The organism is Pseudomonas sp. MSSRFD41 (assembly GCF_014230245.1).
GTDB lineage: Bacteria > Pseudomonadota > Gammaproteobacteria > Pseudomonadales > Pseudomonadaceae > Aquipseudomonas > Aquipseudomonas piscis.
The window spans coordinates 138,119-157,849 of the sequence record NZ_JACKZK010000013.1; the positions used below are offsets into that span (position 1 = coordinate 138,119).

A 19,731-nucleotide genomic window follows, 5' to 3' on the forward strand; every position below is an offset into this window, starting at 1 on the left:
CTTCATGAAACGTCTGCTGCTAACTGCGGTTCTCTCCGTATTGATGATCGCCGAAGTTCACGCCGAGTCCTTCACTATCTCCGATATTCGCGTCAACGGCCTCCAGCGCGTTTCCGCGGGTAGCGTCTTTGGTGCCTTGCCGTTGAACGTCGGCGAGCAGGCGGACGACCGTCGCCTGGTGGAATCCACTCGTGCGCTGTTCAAAACCGGTTTCTTTCAAGACATCCAGTTGGGGCGCGATGGCAACGTCCTGGTCATCACGGTAGTCGAGCGGCCTTCGGTTGCCAGCATCGAGATCGAAGGTAACAAGGCGATCTCCACCGACGACCTGATGAAGGGCCTCAAGCAGTCCGGCCTGGCCGAAGGCGAAATCTTCCAGCGTGCGACCCTTGAAGGTGTGCGTAACGAACTGCAGCGTCAGTATGTTGCTCAAGGTCGTTACTCGGCCACCGTCGAGACCGAAGTAGTCCCGCAGCCGCGTAACCGTGTCGGCCTGAAGGTGAAGATCAACGAAGGTACGGTCGCGGCCATCCAGCACATCAACGTGGTAGGCAATACCGTCTTTCCCGACGACGACCTGATCGGCCTGTTCGAGCTCAAGACCACCAACTGGCTGTCGTTCTTCAAGAACGATGACAAGTACGCCCGTGAAAAACTCTCCGGTGACCTGGAGCGCCTGCGTTCCTATTACCTGGATCGTGGCTATATCAACATGGATATCGCCTCGACCCAGGTGTCCATCACTCCGGACAAGAAACACGTCTACATCACCGTCAATATCAACGAAGGCGAGAAGTACAGCGTTCGTGACGTCAAGCTCAGCGGCGACCTGAAAGTGCCTGAAGACCAGGTCAAGGCATTGCTGCTGGTGGAGAAGGGCCAGGTGTTCTCGCGCAAGCTGATGACCACCACCTCCGAGCTGATTACCCGTCGCCTGGGTAACGACGGCTACACCTTCGCCAACGTCAACGGCGTGCCGCAACCCCATGATGACGACCACACCGTCGACATCACCTTCGTGGTGGATCCAGGCAAGCGCGCCTACGTCAACCGAATCAACTTCCGTGGCAACACCAAGTCCGAGGATGAAGTGCTGCGTCGCGAAATGCGTCAGATGGAAGGCGGTTGGGCATCGACCTACCTGATCGACCAATCCAAGACTCGCCTCGAACGCCTGGGCTTCTTCAAGGAAGTCAACGTCGAGACGCCGGCCGTGCCAGGTGTCGATGACCAGGTCGACGTCAACTACGCCGTCGAGGAGCAGGCTTCGGGTTCGATCACCGCCAGTGTCGGTTTCGCCCAGAGTGCGGGCCTGATCCTCGGTGGTTCGATCACTCAGAACAACTTCCTGGGTACTGGTAACAAGGTCAGCATCGGCCTGACCCGCAGCGAATACCAGAGCCGCTACAACTTCGGCTACGTGGACCCCTACTGGACCGCCGATGGCGTGAGCCTGGGCTACAACGCCTTCTATCGCACCACTGACTACAAGGACCTGGATGTCGATGTAGCCAGCTATGCGGTGGATAGCCTGGGTGCCGGTGTCAGCGTGGGCTACCCGATCAGCGAGACTTCGCGCCTGACCTTCGGCCTGACGGCCCAGCAGGACAAGATCAAGACCGGTCGCTACACCGTCGACGAAATCTTCGATTTCGTGAACAAGCAAGGCAAGAGCTACCTGAACTTCAAGGCTTCTGCCGGCTGGTCCGAATCGACCCTGAACAAAGGTGTACTGGCGACTCGCGGTCACTCGCAAAGCGTGGTGCTGGAAACCACCACTCCGGGTAGCGACCTGTCGTTCTTCAAGCTCGACTACCGTGGCCAGTTGTTCACGCCGCTGACCGACAACTACACCATGCGTTTCCATACCGAGCTGGGTTATGGCGATGGCTTTGGCGATACCAAGGGCTTGCCGTTCTACGAGAACTACTATGCCGGTGGTTTCAACTCGGTTCGTGGTTTCAAGGACAGCACCCTTGGCCCACGCAGTACGCCCAGCCGCGGTGCGGCTGTGACCGGTAACGCCGGTACCACCCGCGATTCGGATCAGGACCCGCTACCGTTCGGTGGTAACGTATTGATCCAGGGCGGTGCGGAGTTGCTGTTCCCCCTGCCGTTCGTCAAGGATCAGCGTTCCCTGCGTACCTCGTTGTTCTGGGATGTGGGTAATGTCTTCGATTCTCGTTGCGAGAGCACGTCCAATACCATCCCTTCGTCGAACCTGAAACGTAAGTGCGACGATATCAGCTTCACCAACCTGGCCAGCTCGGTGGGTGTCGGTGTGACGTGGGTAACCGCTCTGGGGCCATTGAGTTTTGCCCTGGCGATGCCGATCAAGAAACCGAACGACGCTGAAACTCAGGTGTTCCAATTCTCTCTCGGCCAGACCTTCTAACTGCCTGGCCCAAGACAACGACAATGGATTTTGTAGGAGTGCATCGTGCGTAAGTTGACTCAATTGGTTCTCCTGGCCTCCGTTCTGGTCGCGAGCCCGGCATTCGCCGAAATGAAAATTGCCGTCCTGAACTATCAGATGGCCCTGCTGGAATCGGACGCAGCCAAGAAGTACGCCGTGGATGCCGAGAAAAAATTCGGCCCGCAGTTGAACAAGCTCAAGACCCTGGAAAGTAGCGCCAAGGGTATTCAGGATCGCCTGGTTGCCGGTGGCGACAAGATGCAGCAAGGCGAGCGTGAGCGCCTGGAGCTCGAATTCAAGCAAAAGGCCCGGGACTTCCAGTTCCAGTCCAAAGAGCTGAACGAAGCCAAGGCCGTGGCTGACCGGGAAATGCTCAAGCAGCTCAAGCCCAAGCTGGACAGCGCTGTGGAAGAGGTCATCAAGAAAGGCGGTTTCGACCTGGTCTTCGAGCGTGGCGCAGTGATCGATGTTAAGCCTCAGTACGACATCACTCGCCAGGTTATCGAGCGCATGAATCAGCTGAAGTAAGCCATGACCGCAATTATGAAGCTCGGCCAGTTGGCCGAGTTCCTCGGTGCCACCCTCCGTGGCGATGGGGAGAAGGAAATCACTGGGCTAGCCACCTTGCAGGAGGCTGGCCCAGCTCAGTTGAGCTTTTTGGCAAATCCCCAATATCGCAAGTACCTGGTCGATAGCCGGGCTGGCGCGGTGTTGTTGAAAGCAGCCGATGCCGATGCCTATGTCGGTGACGCCCTGGTGGTGGCCGACCCTTACCTGTCCTATGCCCGTGTTTCCCATTTCTTCGATCCCAAGCCCAAGGTGCAGGCCGGTATCCATCCGTCCGCGGTGATCGCCAATGATGCTCAGGTCGATCCAACGGCCAGTATCGGCGCCTTTGTCGTGATCGAAAGCGGAGCCCGGATCGACGCTGGTGTCACCGTTGGCGCCCATTGCGTCATCGGTGCCCGTAGCGTGGTGGGCGAGGGCGGCTGGTTGGCGCCAAGGGTGACCCTGTACCACGACGTGCGCATCGGCAAGCGCGTGGTGATCCAGTCGGGTGCAGTGCTGGGCGGCGAAGGCTTCGGTTTCGCCAACTCGAAGGGCATCTGGCACAAGATCGCCCAGGTGGGCGGCGTCACCATCGGCGATGATGTGGAGATCGGCGTCAACACGGCGATCGACCGTGGAGCCCTGGCCGACACCATCATCGGCAACGGTGTGAAGCTCGACAACCAGATCCAGATCGCCCACAACGTCCAGGTCGGTGATCACACCGCGATGGCTGCTTGCGTAGGAATCTCCGGCAGCACCAAGATCGGCAAGCACTGCATGCTCGCCGGCGGTGTTGGCCTGGTGGGTCATATCGAGATTTGCGACAACGTTTTCCTCACCGGGATGACCATGGTGACCCACTCGATCACCGAGCCGGGGGCCTACTCTTCCGGCACTGCCATGCAACCGGCTGCCGAGTGGCGCAAAAGTGCGGCCCGCATCCGTCAGCTCGATGATCTCGCGCGGCGTTTGCGCCAGTTGGAAAAGCGCGTCGGGGACGTGACCCCCGGCGACAATGCTTCATCAGATGGCTGATACCATTTCCACATCAAGTGTGCGCAGCCGCTAGACTGCCTGCTTCCTTGATTTGCTAGAGGAGCGTGCCTTGACCGCACGCTCCCCATCTTTACTACAGGCTTCCCCCCGAAATGATGGACATCAACGAGATTCGCGAATACTTGCCTCACCGTTACCCTTTCCTGCTGGTGGATCGGGTAGTGGATCTGGATGTCGAGGGCAAGTGCATTCGTGCCTACAAGAATGTCAGCATCAACGAGCCGTTCTTCAATGGCCACTTCCCTGCGCATCCGATCATGCCAGGCGTGCTGATCATCGAGGCCATGGCCCAGGCTGCGGGCATTCTGGGTTTCAAGATGCTCGACGTGAAGCCTGCCGACGGCACCCTCTACTACTTCGTCGGCTCCGACAAGCTGCGCTTCCGTCAGCCGGTGTTGCCGGGTGACCAGCTGATCCTCGAAGCCAAGTTCATCAGCTGCAAGCGCCAGATCTGGAAGTTCGAGTGCCAGGCATCGGTCGACGGCAAGCCAGTGTGCTCCGCCGAGATCATTTGCGCGGAACGCAAACTATGAGTTTGATTGACCCTCGCGCAATCATCGATCCGACGGCCGTCCTGGCCGACGACGTTGAGGTTGGCCCGTGGTCGATCATCGGCGCTGGTGTGGAGATCGGCGAGGGTACAGTGATCGGGCCCCATGTGGTCCTCAAGGGCCCGACCCGGATCGGCAAGCACAACCGCATCTACCAGTTTTCCTCGGTAGGCGAAGACACGCCTGATCTGAAATACAAGGGTGAAGAAACCCGCCTGGTGATCGGCGACCACAACGTGATCCGCGAAGGCGTGACCATTCACCGCGGCACCATCCAGGACCGCTCCGAAACCACCCTGGGCGATCACAACCTGATCATGGCCTATGCCCACATCGGCCACGACAGCGTGATCGGCAATCATTGCATCCTGGTCAACAACACCGCGTTGGCTGGCCACGTGCATGTGGATGACTGGGCGATCCTCTCCGGTTTCACCCTGGTGCATCAGTACTGCCATATTGGTGCCCACAGCTTTTCCGGCATGGGTACCGCCATCGGCAAGGACGTTCCGGCTTTCGTCACCGTGTTCGGCAACCCTGCCGAAGCCCGCAGCATGAACTTCGAAGGCATGCGCCGGCGTGGTTTCAGCGATGACTCGATCCACGCGCTGCGTCGCGCCTACAAGGTGGTCTATCGCCAGGGGCTGACGGTGGACCAGGCCCTGGCCGAATTGGCCGAGGCCGCCGAGCAGTATCCCGAAGTCGCACTGTTTCGCGACTCGATCCAGTCTTCGACTCGCGGCATCACCCGCTAATCATGAGCACTCTGCGTATTGCGCTGGTGGCTGGGGAAGCCTCTGGCGACATTCTTGGCGCCGGTCTGATGCGCGCCTTAAAGGCCCGGCATCCGGCGGTGGAGTTCATCGGTGTCGGCGGGCCATTGATGGAGGCCGAGGGCCTGGTCTCCTACTTTCCCATGGAGCGCCTGGCGGTCATGGGGCTGGTCGAGGTTCTTGGTCGCCTGCGCGAACTGCTGGCCCGACGCAAGAAGCTGGTCCAGACCCTGATCGCCGAAAAGCCCGATGCATTCATCGGTATCGATGCCCCGGACTTCACCCTGAATATCGAGCTCAAATTGCGCCAGGCCGGGATCAAGACCGTGCACTACGTCAGTCCATCGGTATGGGCCTGGCGGCAGAAGCGTGTGCTGAAGATCCGCGAAGGCTGCGACCTGATGCTGACCCTGTTTCCTTTCGAGGCCCGGTTCTACGAGGAAAAAGGCGTGCCGGTGAAGTTCGTCGGCCATTCCCTGGCCGATGCCATCCCCTTGCAAGCGGATCGGGCAGCGGCTCGCGCCGAGCTCGGTTTGCCCGACGGCCCGCTGGTAGCGCTGATGCCAGGCAGTCGCGGCGGCGAAGTAGGGCGCCTGGGCAGCCTGTTCCTGGAGGCCGCCGAGCGCTTGCGGGCCATGCGCCCGGGTGTGCGTTTCATCCTGCCTTGCGCCAATGCCCAGCGGCGGACCCAGGTGGAAGAGCTGCTGGTCGGTCGCGACCTGCCGCTGACGCTGCTCGATGGCCAGTCGCACAAGGCCCTGGCGGCCTGCGACGCGGTATTGATCGCCTCGGGGACGGCGACCCTGGAGGCCCTGCTGTACAAGCGGCCGATGGTGGTGGCCTATCGCCTGGCGCCGCTGACGTTCTGGATTCTCAAACGCATGGTCAAGAGCCCGTACGTTTCCCTGCCCAACCTGTTGGCCCAGCGCCTGCTGGTGCCGGAGTTGCTGCAGGACGATGCGACCGCCGAGGCCTTGGCCAAGACCTTGTCGCCGTTGATCGAGGGTGGCGAAGAGCAGACCAGCGGTTTCGACCAGATCCATCGCACCTTGCGTCGCGATGCATCCAACCAGGCCGCGCAGGCGGTGCTGGAACTGATAGGTAAAGCCCAATGAGCAACTCCAAGAAGCAGATGGGCCTGGATTTCACCCTGGTGGCCGATGCGGGCGACCTGGTGGCGGGTGTCGATGAGGTCGGTCGTGGCCCCCTGTGCGGCGCGGTGGTCACTGCCGCAGTGATTCTCGATCCGAGCCGGCCGATCCTTGGCCTGAACGATTCCAAGAAACTCACCGAGGCCCGCCGCGAACAGCTGTTCGACGAGATCTGCGAGAAGGCCCTGAGCTGGTGCATCGCCCGGGCGGAAGTCGAGGAGATCGACGAACTGAACATCTTGCACGCCACCATGCTGGCCATGCAGCGCGCGGTGGAAGGCCTGAGCGTGACCCCGAAGCTGGCGATGATCGATGGCAACCGCTGCCCCAGGCTGGCGGTGCCGGCCGAAGCGGTGGTCAAGGGCGATAGCAAGGTCCCGGCGATCGCCGCGGCGTCGATACTGGCCAAGGTCAGCCGCGATCGCGAGATGGCCGCCTTCGAGCTCATCTATCCTGGTTACGGTATCGGCGGGCACAAGGGGTATCCGACGCCGGTCCACTTGGAAGCCTTGGCGCGCCTGGGCCCGACCCCGATCCACCGGCGCTCTTTCGCGCCGGTACGCCAGGCCTATGAAGCGCGTGAAGCGCTGGGCCTGGTTCAGTCTTGAGGCTGATGTTTTAACCAAGGCCCGGTACAATCCGGCTGCTTTAAAGCTCCATGAACGACGGCAATGGCCTGTCGGCGGTGGCGATGAACCACTATCGCTGGTCGCCGCGCGCAGGCCTTGGCTGCTTTGCGCTGTAACGCCGAGTTCGAGTCTTTAAAACGCCCGATGTCCGGGCCTCGTTGTTTTCGCGCTATTTACAGGATCACTATGCCGGCTTCATTCGTTCACCTGCGCCTGCACACTGAATTTTCCCTGGTCGACGGTCTGGTGCGGATCAAGCCGCTGGTCAAGGCCCTGGCGGGTATGGGCATGCCGGCGGTGGCGGTTACCGACCAGAGCAACATGTGCTCCCTGGTCAAGTTCTACAAGACCAGCATGAGCGCCGGGATCAAGCCTATCTGCGGCGCCGACCTGTGGCTGGCGAACAAGGACGATGCGGACGGTCCCCTGAGCCGCATCAGCCTGCTGGCGATGAATGCCGTGGGTTATCGCAACCTCACCGAGTTGATTTCCCGTGGCTTTACCGAAGGCCAGCGCAACGGGCTGACCATCATCGAGCGCGATTGGGTGGTCCAGGCCGCCGAAGGCCTGATCATGCTCTCGGCGGCCAAGGAGGGCGAGATCGGCATGGCCCTGGTGGCGGGCGACCTCGCGGTAGCCGAGGCCCTGGCCCTGGAGTGGATGGCGGTGTTCCCGGACCGCTTCTACTTGGAAGTCCAGCGTACCAATCGGCCCAATGACGAAGAGCAACTGCATGGTGCGGTGGCCCTGGCCGACAAGATCGGCGCGCCGTTGGTGGCGACCAACGATGTGCGCTTCATCAAGCAGGACGACTTCGAGGCCCACGAGACCCGGGTATGCATTGGCGAAGGCCGGGCCCTGGATGATCCGCGCCGCTCGAAGAACTACAGCGACCAGCAGTACCTCAAGAGTGCCGAGGAGATGGCCGAGCTGTTCAGCGACTTGCCCGAGGCGCTGGAAAACACCGTGGAGATTGCCAAGCGCTGCAATATCACGGTCCAGCTGGGCAAGTATTTTCTCCCCGACTTCCCGACGCCCAACGGCATGGGCATCGACGATTACCTGCGACATGTTTCCCATGAAGGCCTGGAAGAGCGCCTGGCGGTCCTCTGGCCCAAGGACACCACGCCCAATTACGAAGAGAAGCGCCAGACTTACCTGGATCGCCTGAAGTTCGAGCTGGACATCATCATCCAGATGGGTTTTCCCGGTTACTTCCTGATCGTTATGGACTTCATCAAGTGGGCCAAGAATAACGGCGTTCCGGTGGGCCCGGGCCGGGGGTCGGGTGCTGGTTCCCTGGTGGCCTATGTGCTGAAGATCACCGACCTCGACCCGCTGGCTTATGACTTGCTGTTCGAACGTTTCCTGAACCCCGAACGTATTTCCATGCCCGACTTCGACGTCGACTTCTGCATGGATGGCCGCGACCGGGTGATCGACTACGTGGCCGAGGCCTACGGCCGCAACGCGGTGAGCCAGATCATCACCTTCGGCACCATGGCCGCCAAGGCGGTGGTGCGCGACGTAGCGCGGGTGCAGGGCAAGTCCTACGGCCTGGCCGACCGTCTGTCGAAAATGATCCCCTTCGAGGTCGGCATGACCCTGGAGAAGGCCTACGAGCAGGAAGAAATGCTGCGCGACTTCCTCAAGACCGATGAGGATGGCCGCGAGATCTGGGACATGGCCCTCAAGCTCGAAGGCGTCACCCGTGGTACCGGCAAGCATGCCGGTGGCGTGGTGATCGCTCCGACCAAGCTCACCGACTTCTCGCCGATCGCTTGTGACGAAGAGGGCGGCGGCCTGGTGACCCAGTTCGACAAGGACGACGTCGAGGCGGCTGGCCTGGTGAAGTTCGACTTCCTTGGCCTGCGGACCCTGACGATCATCAAGTGGGCGATGGAGACCATCAATCGCGAGCAGGCCAAGCAGGGCCTGCCGGATGTGAACATCGATTTCATCCCGTTGGATGACAAGAAGACCTACGAGTTGTTGCAGAAGGCCGAGACCACGGCCGTATTCCAGCTCGAATCCCGCGGCATGAAAGAGCTGATCAAGAAGCTCAAGCCCGACTGCCTGGAAGACCTCATCGCTCTGGTGGCGCTGTTCCGCCCAGGCCCGCTGCAGTCGGGCATGGTGGATGACTTCATCAACCGCAAGCACGGTCGCGCCGAGCTGGCCTACCCGCATCCGGACTACCAGTACGAAGGTCTGCAGCCAGTGCTGGCGCCCACCTACGGCATCATCCTGTACCAGGAACAGGTGATGCAGATCGCCCAGGTGATGGCCGGCTACACCCTCGGCGGTGCCGACATGCTGCGCCGGGCCATGGGCAAGAAAAAACCCGAGGAGATGGCCAAGCAGCGCGGTGGCTTCATCGAGGGCTGCGCCAACAACGGTATCGATGCCGACCTGGCCGGTAACATCTTCGACCTGGTGGAAAAGTTCGCTGGCTACGGCTTCAACAAATCCCACTCCGCGGCCTATGGCCTGGTGTCCTACCAGACCGCCTGGCTCAAGACCCACTATCCGGCGCCATTCATGGCTGCGGTACTGTCGGCGGATATGCATAACACCGACAAGGTGGTGGTGCTGATCGAGGAAGTGCGCAGCATGAAGCTGCGCCTCGATGCGCCGGATGTGAACAGTTCCGACTTCAAGTTCACGGTCAACGACGATGGCCGTATCGTCTATGGCCTGGGGGCGATCAAGGGCGTGGGCGAAGGTCCGGTGGAAGCGATCGTCGAGGCCCGGGCCGAAGGCGGCCCGTTCAAGGACCTGTTCGACTTCTGCAGCCGGGTCGATCTCAAGCGCATCAACAAGCGCACCCTGGATGCGTTGATCCGCAGTGGCGCCCTGGATCGCCTGGGGCCTTACTTCCATGACGAGCTCAAGGCCTACCAGGCCAACATCGATCGTAACCGTGCCGTGTTGCTAGCGGCCCTGGAAGAGGCGATCAAGGCGGCCGAACAAACCGCCCGGACCGCCGATAGCGGCCACGCCGACCTGTTCGGCGGGTTGTTCGTCGAGGCGGATGCCGACGTCTATGGCAACCACCGCAGGGCTCGCGAACTGACGCTCAAGGAGCGCCTGCGTGGCGAGAAGGACACCCTGGGCCTGTACCTCACCGGCCACCCGATCGACGAGTACGAGGGCGAGATCCGCCGTTTCGCCCGCCAGCGCATCATCGACCTGAAGCCGGCGCGCGATACCCAGACCGTGGCCGGGATGATCATTGCCCTGCGGGTAATGAAGAACAAGAAAGGCGACAAGATGGGTTTCATCACCCTCGACGACCGTTCCGGGCGAATCGAGGCCTCGTTGTTCGCCGACGCCTTCATGGCTGCCCAGGCCCTGTTGCAGACCGACGCCATGGTGGTCGTGGAGGGCGAGGTCAGCAACGATGACTTCTCCGGCGGCCTGCGCCTGCGGGTCAAGCGGGTGATGAGCATGGAGGATGCACGGACCAACCTGGCCGAAAGCCTGCGCTTGAAAGTCCACAGCGATGCGCTGAAGGGCGATCAGCTACGCTGGCTGGGCGATCTGCTCAAGCGCCACCGCGGCGCGTGCCCGATTTCCATGGAGTACAGCCGCGACGATGCCAAGACCCTGCTGCAGTTCGGCGAGGCCTGGCGCATCGATCCGGCGGACAGCTTGATTCAGGCCCTGCGTGACCAGTTCGGCAAAGACAACGTCTTCCTGCAATACCGTTGACGAACAGGTGCCAGCATTACGCCTTGTCGTTACTTGATCTTTACTATCGACCTCATCGCGCCCGTCCCTTAAGGTAGGGCGCGAACAGACAACCGGCCGGCCCCAGTTTCCCTGGATGTCGAGCTCAGACGGACGCCTATGAACCCGAATTTTCTTGATTTCGAACAGCCGATCGCCGACCTGCAAGCCAAGATCGAAGAGTTGCGCTTGGTCGGTAATGACAATTCGCTGAATATCGGCGATGAGATCTCCCGCCTGCAGGACAAGAGCAAGACCTTGACCGAGGATATCTTCGGCAAGCTCACCAGCTGGCAGATCGCTCGTCTGGCGCGTCACCCGCGTCGTCCCTACACCCTGGACTACATCCAGCACATCTTCACCGAGTTCGACGAACTGCATGGCGATCGCCACTTCTCCGACGACGCGGCGATCGTGGGCGGCGTGGCTCGCCTGGATGAGCAGCCGGTGATGGTCATCGGCCACCAGAAGGGGCGTGAAGTGCGCGAGAAGGTTCGCCGCAACTTCGGCATGCCGCGTCCGGAGGGCTACCGCAAGGCCTGCCGCCTGATGGAAATGGCCGAGCGTTTCAAGATGCCGATCCTGACCTTCATCGACACGCCGGGCGCCTACCCGGGCATCGATGCCGAAGAGCGCAACCAGAGCGAAGCGATCGCCTGGAACCTGCGGGTCATGGCTCGCCTGAAAACCCCAATCATCGCCACCGTGATCGGTGAGGGCGGCTCGGGCGGCGCCCTGGCCATTGGCGTATGCGACCAGCTGAACATGCTGCAGTACTCCACCTATGCGGTGATCTCGCCGGAAGGTTGCGCTTCGATCCTCTGGAAAACCGCGGAAAAGGCTGCCGACGCTGCCGAAGCCATGGGCATCACCGCCGAGCGCCTCAAGGGCCTGGGTATCGTCGACAAGGTGATCGCCGAGCCGCTGGGCGGCGCCCACCGCGACCCTGTTGCCGCTTCCGCGCTGATCCGGGCCGAACTCAGCTCGCAACTGGCGATGCTCAAGGAAATGGACAACGACACCCTGCTGGCCCGTCGTTATGACCGCCTGATGAGCTACGGTCTCTGACCGACTGCCGCTCCGGCTTGCCGGAGCAGACCTGCTCGCGAACCTGGCGCCGTCGATCGCTTCGATCACGGCGTCTTGTTCGTTCTGGTGCAACCGCAAGGCCAGCTGATCGCTGCCGCAAGTCCTGAACCCATGACACTTGCCGACTCTTTGCTGCAGACCCTGGCCCCCTGGCGTCAAGCCAGCGCCTGGCGCGTGGCCTTCTCCGGAGGGCTGGACTCCACCGTCCTGCTGCACCTGCTTGCCAACCTCGCGCGCCAGCATTGCCTCCCGGCGCTTGCGGCGATTCATGTCCATCATGGCCTGCAACAGGTGGCGGATGCCTGGCCACAGCACTGCCAGGAAGTCTGCGATGCCCTGGGCGTACCGCTGCAGGTGGTTCGGGTCCAGGTGCCAGCTGGCGCCAGCCTCGAGCGTGCCGCCCGGGATGCACGCTACAGTGCTTTCGAGCAGTCGCTGGCAAGCGATGAGCTGTTGTTGTTGGCCCAGCATCGCGACGACCAGGCGGAAACCCTGCTGTTTCGCCTATTGCGCGGTGCCGGAGTGCGGGGTTTGGCGGCGATGCCCCGGTGCCGTTCCCTGGGGCGTGGGCACTTGCTGCGCCCCTTGCTCGACGTACCTCGCGCCGAACTGGAGCGCTATGCGGCCGAGCATCGACTGGTCTGGGTCGAGGACCCCACCAACAGCGAACATCGCTATTCGCGCAATTACTTGCGACACCAGGTCATGCCGGCGCTGCAGTCGCGCTGGCCCCGGGCCGGGGCCAGTATCGCTCGCAGTGCCGCGCATCTTGGCGAGGCCCGGGGCTTGCTCGACGAGCTAGCGTCGATGGACCTGTTCGCCGCCGAACAAGAGCGGAATCCGGCCTGGCTGCCTTTGCCAACCTTGGCCTTGGCACCCCTGCGAGAGCTGTCCGCCGCGCGCCAGCGCAATGCCCTCGGTCATTGGTTGGCCAGGTTCACCCGCTTGCCGGACACCGATCACTGGGTCGGCTGGGAAACCCTGCGTGATGCCAGGAGCGCAGCCTCGCCGATCTGGCGCCTGGCGGATGGCGAGTTGCATCGTGCGGGGATGCACCTGTGGTGGTTGTCCGGAGCCTGGCTGCGGACGATCGGGGAGGGGGCAGAGTGGCATGACCCCCAGCAACCGCTGTGCTTGCCGGATAACGGCCAGGTGACGTTCAGCGGCTCGGTGCCGGATGGTCCCCTGAGCATCCGTTATCGTCGTGGTGGCGAGGTGATGCAGGTGGCTGATCGCGGCCATCGCGATCTCAAGCGCCTGCTGAACGAGGCAGGGGTGCCGGCCTTTGTCCGTGGCAGATTGCCGCTGTTGTATCGCCGGGAACAACTGCTGGCGGTGGCGAACCTGCCAATGGCCGGCACAAACGCCCGGGGTGGCTGGCAATTGCACTGGCAGCCGCCGACTGGCGATCAAGGTTTGAGCTGAAAGGGGCTTTCCGGTAGACTACGCTCCCTTCTTGATACAACTTCTGTGGATTCGCCTGAATTGCAGGAGTTGCCGATTACCAAGCAGTCTTTGCTGGGCGATTCCAAAAAATGTGTAGCGAGCAACGTACCGGTGTTTTTGCATCCGGTCTGTCACAACGCGGCGGTTTTTTTGAAAGGTGCACTGTGATTAATGCAGGTGATCGGGGGCTTCGGCCTTCCTTCGCTTTCCCCGGCGGCACTGACCGCTTTAACGCAGACTTCTAGGGTTTTTCATGACGCGCTACATATTCGTCACGGGCGGTGTTGTTTCTTCATTGGGGAAAGGCATTGCCTCGGCTTCATTGGCGGCCATCCTGGAGGCGCGGGGGCTCAAGGTCACCATGCTCAAGCTGGACCCGTACATCAACGTCGACCCGGGCACCATGAGCCCGTTCCAGCACGGTGAAGTGTTCGTCACCCACGACGGCGCCGAGACCGACCTGGACCTGGGCCACTACGAGCGGTTCATCCGCACGACCATGACCCAGAACAACAACTTCACCACTGGTCGCGTCTACGAACATGTGCTGCGCAAGGAGCGCCGTGGCGACTACCTGGGCGCCACCATCCAGGTGATCCCGCACATCACCGACGAGATCAAGCGCCGCATCATCAAGGGCGCCGGCGATGCCGACGTGGCCCTGGTCGAAATCGGCGGCACCGTGGGTGACATCGAGTCGCAACCGTTCCTCGAGGCCATCCGCCAACTGCGGGTCGAAGTCGGTTCCAAGCGCGCAATGCTGATGCACCTGACCCTGGTCCCGTACATCGCCACCGCCGGCGAGACCAAGACCAAGCCGACCCAGCACTCGGTGAAGGAGCTGCGCTCCATCGGCCTGCAGCCTGATGTGCTGATCTGCCGTTCCGACCACCCAGTGGACGCCTCGTCGCGTCGCAAGATCGCCCTGTTCACCAACGTTGAAGAGCGTGCGGTGATCTCCCTGGAAGACGTCGACACCATCTACAAGATCCCGGGTGTGCTGCATGCCCAGGGCCTGGACGATTTCGTCGTCGAGCGCTTCGGCCTGCAGTGCAACAGCGCCGACCTGTCCGAGTGGGACAAGGTCGTGGACGCCAAGCTGAACCCCGAGAAAGAAGTCACCATCGCCATGGTCGGCAAGTACATGGAGCTGCTGGACGCGTACAAGTCGCTGATCGAAGCGATGAGCCACGCGGGCATCCAGAACCGTACCAAGGTCAACCTGCGCTACATTGACTCCGAAGACATCGAGAACCAGGGCACCGGCCTGCTGGAAGGCGCCGATGCCATCCTGGTTCCGGGCGGTTTCGGCCTGCGCGGCGTGGAAGGCAAGATCACCGCGGTGCAATACGCCCGTGAGAACAAGGTCCCGTACCTGGGTATCTGCCTCGGCATGCAAGTGGCGGTCATCGAGTTCGCTCGTAACGTCATGGGCTGGAAAGACGCCAACTCCACCGAGTTCGATCGCACCAGCGGCCATCCGGTGGTCGGCTTGATCACCGAGTGGGCCGACGCTACCGGCGCGGTCGAGACCCGCACCGAAGCCTCTGACCTGGGCGGTACCATGCGCCTGGGCGCCCAGGATTGCCAGATCGTCGCGGGCTCCAAGGTCCACGACTGCTACGGCAGCGACGTGATCACCGAGCGTCACCGTCACCGCTACGAAGTGAACAACAACCTGCTGCCGCAGCTGATCGAGGCCGGCCTGCTGGTTTCCGGTCGTTCCGAAGACGGCGCGCTGGTGGAAGTGGTCGAGAGCCAGGATCATCCATGGTTCGTGGCGTGCCAGTTCCACCCTGAGTTCACCTCCACTCCGCGTGACGGTCACCCGCTGTTCAGCGGCTTCGTCAAGGCGGCACTGGCTCAACACCAGAAGAAGGCGTGAACCTGATGGCGCAGAAGATCATCCGCGTAGGCAACATCGAGATCGCCAACGACAAGCCGATGGTGCTGTTCGGCGGCATGAACGTGCTGGAAAGCCGTGACATGGCGCTGAAGGTCTGCGAAGAGTACGTGCGGGTTACCGAGAAGCTCGGTATCCCCTACGTGTTCAAGGCCAGCTTCGACAAGGCCAACCGTTCGTCGGTTACCTCGTTCCGTGGTCCGGGCATGGAGGAAGGACTGAAGATCTTCGAGGAGATCAAGCGGACCTTCAACGTGCCGGTGATCACCGACGTGCACGAGCCCTACCAGTGCGAGCCGGTGGCCAGGGTGTGCGACATCATCCAGTTGCCGGCCTTCCTGTCGCGCCAGACCGACCTGGTCGTGGCAATGGCCAAGACCGGCGCGGTGATCAACATCAAGAAAGCCCAGTTCCTCGCGCCCCAGGAAATGAAGCACATCCTGGCCAAATGTGTGGAAGCCGGTAACGACCAGTTGATCCTCTGCGAGCGTGGTTCCAGCTTCGGCTACAACAACCTGGTAGTGGACATGCTCGGCTTCGGCATCATGAAGCAGTTCGAGTATCCGGTGTTCTTCGATGTGACCCACGCCCTGCAGATGCCGGGCGGCCGCGCCGACTCGGCCGGTGGTCGCCGCGCCCAGGTCACCGACCTGGCCAAGGCGGGCATGAGCCAGTCCCTGGCCGGCCTGTTCCTGGAAGCCCATCCTGATCCGGACAATGCCAAGTGCGACGGTCCTTGCGCCTTGCGCCTGGACAAGCTCGAACCGTTCCTGGCCCAGCTCAAGGCCCTGGACGAGTTGGTCAAGAGTTTTCCGACGGTAGAAACCGCGTAAGACCAGTTTCTCCGGTAAAGTACCGCACGATTATTGCTCGGGCCTTCGGGCCTGAGCCTTATCGTCTGCAAGACTGCCTGTTTTCCCCGCCTTGCCGACGGTAGAAGATTTCCTACAGCTGCGTCGTTTTCGTCAACTTTGGAGTGTTTACAACAATGGCAAAAATCGTCGACATCAAAGGTCGTGAAGTCCTCGACTCCCGTGGCAACCCCACTGTCGAAGCGGACGTGCTTCTCGACAACGGCATCATCGGCAGCGCCTGCGCTCCGTCCGGTGCTTCCACCGGTTCCCGTGAAGCACTGGAGCTGCGTGATGGCGACAAGAGCCGCTACCTGGGCAAGGGTGTGCTCAAGGCGGTAGCCAACATCAACGGTCCGATCCGTGACCTGTTGCTGGGTAAAGACCCAATCGACCAGAAGGCGCTGGATCAGGCGATGATCAAGCTGGACGGTACCGAGAACAAGGCCAACCTGGGCGCCAACGCGATCCTGGCCGTGTCCCTGGCCGCTGCCAAGGCCGCAGCCCAGGACCAGGACCTGCCGCTGTACGCGCACATCGCCAACCTCAATGGCACCCCTGGCGTCTACTCGATGCCGGTGCCGATGATGAACATCATCAACGGTGGCGAGCACGCCGATAACAACGTCGACATCCAGGAGTTCATGGTGCAGCCGGTCGGCGCCAAGTCCTTCTCGGAAGGCCTGCGCATGGGTACCGAGATTTTCCATCACCTCAAGGCAGTGCTGAAGGCCCGTGGCCTGAACACCGCAGTGGGTGACGAAGGAGGTTTCGCGCCGAACCTGGCTTCCAACGAAGACGCCCTGAAGGTGATCTCCGAAGCCGTGGCCAACGCCGGCTACACCCTGGGCACCGACGTGACCCTGGCCCTGGACTGCGCGGCCAGCGAGTTCTACGAAGACGGCAAGTACAACCTGGCTGGTGAAGGCCAAGTGTTCACCAACGAAGGTTTCGCCGAATACCTCAAGGGCCTGACCCAGCGCTATCCGATCATCTCCATCGAAGATGGCCTGGACGAGTCCGACTGGGCGGGCTGGAAGATCCTGACCGACAAGATCGGCGACAAGGTGCAGTTGGTGGGCGATGACCTGTTCGTGACCAACACCAAGATCCTGAAGGAAGGCATCGACAAGAAGATCGCCAACTCCATCCTGATCAAGTTCAACCAGATCGGCAGCCTGACCGAGACCCTGGAAGCCATCCAGATGGCCAAGGCCGCTGGCTACACCGCGGTGATCTCCCACCGTTCCGGTGAAACCGAAGACTCCACCATCGCCGACCTGGCCGTGGGTACCGCGGCTGGCCAGATCAAGACTGGCTCGCTGTGCCGCTCCGACCGCGTATCCAAGTACAACCAGTTGCTGCGTATCGAAGAGCAACTGAACGGCAAGGCCAAGTACAACGGCCGTAGCGAGTTTCGCGGTTAAGCGGTAGATGGTAAAAAGACACCGGATTGTGTCGCAAAAGTCGCTACAGCGAGTTTTTTGCCACTAATCTGATGCCTTAAGAGCACAAGCCTGGTTTTTCCAGGCTTCGTGCTATCAGTAGGTCCGAAGTTGCTGGCATGGCTGTCTTTTTTCACTGGATACCCGATATTCGATGCGCAGTCCCAATTGGTTGTTCCTGGTCTTGCTCTTGCTGCTGGCTGGCTTGCAGTACCGCCTTTGGGTGGGAAACGGCAGCTTGGCCCAGGTCGCCGACCTGACCCAGCAAATTGCCGACCAGCAGGCTGAAAACGAGCGCCTGCTGGAGCGCAATCGCGTACTCGATGCGGAAGTCATGGAATTGAAGAAGGGCATGGAGACCGTCGAAGAACGAGCTCGCCATGAACTGGGCATGGTCAAGGAGGGCGAGACCCTCTACCAGTTGGCCCAATGAGCGATCTGCTGCCGGCCTTCTGGGCCGTGATTCCTGCCGCGGGCGTTGGCGCCCGCATGGCCGCGGACCGTCCCAAGCAGTACCTGCAACTGGGCGGCCGCACTATTCTCGAACACAGCCTTGGCTGTTTCCTCGACCACCCCGGCCTCAAGGGCCTGGTGGTCAGCGTTGCTCCCGACGATCCCTACTGGCCGACCCTGGCCTGCGCCCAGGATGGACGAGTCCAGCGGGTCGACGGCGGTGCGGAACGTTCCGGCTCAGTGCTCAATGCCTTGCTTCATCTGCATGCCCAAGGCGCTGCGGATGATGATTGGGTGTTGGTGCACGACGCCGCGCGACCTAACCTCGCCCGCGATGACCTGGACAAGCTGCTGGCCGAGTTGGCGGACGACCCTGTGGGTGGCCTGCTGGCTGTGCCGGCCCGGGACACCCTCAAGCGTATCGACTCGCGGGGGCGGGTCCTGGAGACCGTGGACCGCAGCCTGATCTGGCAAGCCTATACCCCACAGATGTTCCGCCTTGGCGCGCTGCACCGGGCCCTGGCCGACAGCCTGGTGGCTGATGTCGCGATCACCGACGAGGCCTCGGCCATGGAGTGGGCCGGCCAGGCTCCGCGCCTGATCGAAGGGCGTTCCGACAACCTCAAGGTCACCCGGCCGGAAGACCTGGAGTGGTTGCGCCAGCGCTGGGCCAACCGCCGCTGACCCACCGCTGTAGCCGCAGGTTGCGATGGGCCTGCTGCTACCGTTCCTGGTACTCCGGGCGCCGGGCCAGGCCTTCCTTGAGATACTCCACCAGCTTGCGCACCTTGGGCGACAGGTGTCGTTGTTGCGGGTAGAGCGCCCATACCGCCGTGTTCGGCGGCTGATGGGCCTCGAGCAGGGAGGTCAAAGCGCCGCTCTGCAGATGCTCCAGCACGTAGTAGTCCGGCAGCTGGCACAGGCCCACTCCTTGCAACGCCGCATCCAGCACCGCCTGCCCGCTGTTGCAGCGCCAGTTGCCTTGAACCCGCTGGGCGAACTCGCGGCCATCCTGTTCCAGTTGCCAGATATCCGAACTGCCGATCAGGCAGTTGTGCCGGCCCAGCTCCGAAAGGCTATGGGGACGACCGTAGCGTTCCAGGTACGACGGCGAGGCGCACAGGTACATGCGCCGGGGAGCCAGGCGGGTCGCCACCAGTCGCGAGTCTTGCAGGCGTCCCAGGCGCACGGCCAGGTCCAGCCCCTCGTGCACCAGGTCCAGGGGCCGATTGCTCAATTCGATATCCACCCGCAACTGCGGATACAGGCCCATGAAGCTGGTCACCAGCGGCACGATGAAGCGCTCGCCGTAGGCCACCGCGCAGGTCATGCGCAGCATGCCCTTGGGCTCGCTGGCCAGGTCGCCCACGGCGCGCAACGCCTCTTCCCGCCCATCCTGCAAGCGCTGGCAATGCTGGAGGAAGGTCTGCCCGGCTTCGGTCAGGGTTACCCGCCGGGTGCTGCGGTACAGCAAGCGAGTCTGCAGGCGTTCTTCCAGGCGGGCGATCTGCCGGCTGATATGCGAGGAGGAGACACCGAGGCGTTCTGCTGCAGCGGTGAACTGGCTGCATTCGGCCACGGCGACGAACTCGTCGATGCCTTCCCAGCGGTTTTCACTCATGAGGATTGTCCCTGTACAGCAATAATGTTTTGCTTTTGGTTGGATTATTCATCGTGGTGCGCT

At 61.8% G+C, this 19,731-nt stretch carries 16 protein-coding genes; 15 read left to right on the plus strand and 1 reads right to left on the minus strand.

From position 1 onward, the window contains the following. The first annotated feature begins 4 nt into the window (after positions 1 to 4). The 15 genes from bamA (at position 5) to ispD (ending at position 18,731) form a co-directional block, all read left to right on the plus strand. Entirely contained in the window at positions 5 to 2,395 is a 2,391-nt protein-coding gene (gene bamA, locus H7A76_RS19915; protein WP_185700073.1) for an outer membrane protein assembly factor BamA, read from the plus strand. Between the two features lie 45 nt (positions 2,396 to 2,440). Next, positions 2,441 to 2,944 (plus strand): OmpH family outer membrane protein, encoded by a 504-nt coding sequence (locus H7A76_RS19920; protein ID WP_068580411.1) that lies wholly within the window; start codon positions 2,441 to 2,443, stop codon positions 2,942 to 2,944. A gap of 3 nt (positions 2,945 to 2,947) precedes the next feature. Continuing rightward, positions 2,948 to 4,003 (plus strand): UDP-3-O-(3-hydroxymyristoyl)glucosamine N-acyltransferase, encoded by a 1,056-nt coding sequence (gene lpxD / locus H7A76_RS19925; protein WP_185700074.1) that lies wholly within the window; start codon positions 2,948 to 2,950, stop codon positions 4,001 to 4,003. Between the two features lie 113 nt (positions 4,004 to 4,116). After that, complete coding sequence (fabZ, locus tag H7A76_RS19930; RefSeq protein WP_007924058.1) at positions 4,117 to 4,557, plus strand: 3-hydroxyacyl-ACP dehydratase FabZ; 441 nt, start codon at positions 4,117 to 4,119, stop codon at positions 4,555 to 4,557. Next, a complete protein-coding gene (gene lpxA, locus H7A76_RS19935) occupies positions 4,554 to 5,330 on the plus strand; it encodes an acyl-ACP--UDP-N-acetylglucosamine O-acyltransferase (RefSeq protein WP_185700075.1) in 777 nt (258 codons plus the stop codon). Before fabZ ends, lpxA begins: the two co-directional genes overlap by 4 nt. Positions 5,331 to 5,332: 2 nt before the next feature. Next, positions 5,333 to 6,463 (plus strand): lipid-A-disaccharide synthase, encoded by a 1,131-nt coding sequence (gene lpxB / locus H7A76_RS19940; protein WP_221775300.1) that lies wholly within the window; start codon positions 5,333 to 5,335, stop codon positions 6,461 to 6,463. Beyond that, complete coding sequence (rnhB, locus tag H7A76_RS19945; RefSeq protein WP_185700076.1) at positions 6,460 to 7,107, plus strand: ribonuclease HII; 648 nt, start codon at positions 6,460 to 6,462, stop codon at positions 7,105 to 7,107. Before lpxB ends, rnhB begins: the two co-directional genes overlap by 4 nt. A 207-nt stretch (positions 7,108 to 7,314) precedes the next feature. Beyond that, positions 7,315 to 10,842, plus strand: coding sequence for a DNA polymerase III subunit alpha (gene dnaE / locus H7A76_RS19950; protein WP_185700077.1), 3,528 nt, complete (start codon positions 7,315 to 7,317; stop codon positions 10,840 to 10,842). A 138-nt stretch (positions 10,843 to 10,980) separates the two neighbouring features. After that, a complete protein-coding gene (locus H7A76_RS19955; RefSeq protein WP_185700078.1) occupies positions 10,981 to 11,928 on the plus strand; it encodes an acetyl-CoA carboxylase carboxyltransferase subunit alpha in 948 nt (315 codons plus the stop codon). A 132-nt stretch (positions 11,929 to 12,060) separates the two neighbouring features. Further along, positions 12,061 to 13,374: a tRNA lysidine(34) synthetase TilS gene (gene tilS, locus H7A76_RS19960; protein ID WP_185700079.1), complete on the plus strand. Its 1,314-nt coding sequence runs from the start codon at positions 12,061 to 12,063 to the stop codon at positions 13,372 to 13,374. Between the two features lie 274 nt (positions 13,375 to 13,648). After that, positions 13,649 to 15,280 (plus strand): CTP synthase, encoded by a 1,632-nt coding sequence (locus H7A76_RS19965; protein ID WP_185700080.1) that lies wholly within the window; start codon positions 13,649 to 13,651, stop codon positions 15,278 to 15,280. Positions 15,281 to 15,285: 5 nt separating this feature from the next. Then, positions 15,286 to 16,131 carry a 3-deoxy-8-phosphooctulonate synthase gene (gene kdsA, locus H7A76_RS19970; protein WP_185700081.1) on the plus strand — a complete coding sequence of 282 codons (846 nt, stop codon included), beginning with the start codon at positions 15,286 to 15,288 and terminating at the stop codon, positions 16,129 to 16,131. Positions 16,132 to 16,286: 155 nt separating this feature from the next. After that, complete coding sequence (eno, locus tag H7A76_RS19975) at positions 16,287 to 17,576, plus strand: phosphopyruvate hydratase (RefSeq protein ID WP_185700082.1); 1,290 nt, start codon at positions 16,287 to 16,289, stop codon at positions 17,574 to 17,576. Between the two features lie 172 nt (positions 17,577 to 17,748). Continuing rightward, entirely contained in the window at positions 17,749 to 18,027 is a 279-nt protein-coding gene (ftsB, locus tag H7A76_RS19980; RefSeq protein ID WP_022642593.1) for a cell division protein FtsB, read from the plus strand. After that, a complete protein-coding gene (gene ispD / locus H7A76_RS19985) occupies positions 18,024 to 18,731 on the plus strand; it encodes a 2-C-methyl-D-erythritol 4-phosphate cytidylyltransferase (protein WP_185700083.1) in 708 nt (235 codons plus the stop codon). The genes ftsB and ispD overlap by 4 nt, the downstream gene beginning before the upstream one ends. A 37-nt stretch (positions 18,732 to 18,768) precedes the next feature. Here the strand turns inward: ispD and H7A76_RS19990 are convergent, their stop codons facing one another. After that, on the minus strand, positions 18,769 to 19,668 hold the full coding sequence (locus H7A76_RS19990; RefSeq protein WP_185700084.1) for a LysR family transcriptional regulator: 900 nt from the start codon (positions 19,666 to 19,668) through the stop codon (positions 18,769 to 18,771). Positions 19,669 to 19,731: the final 63 nt, after the last annotated feature.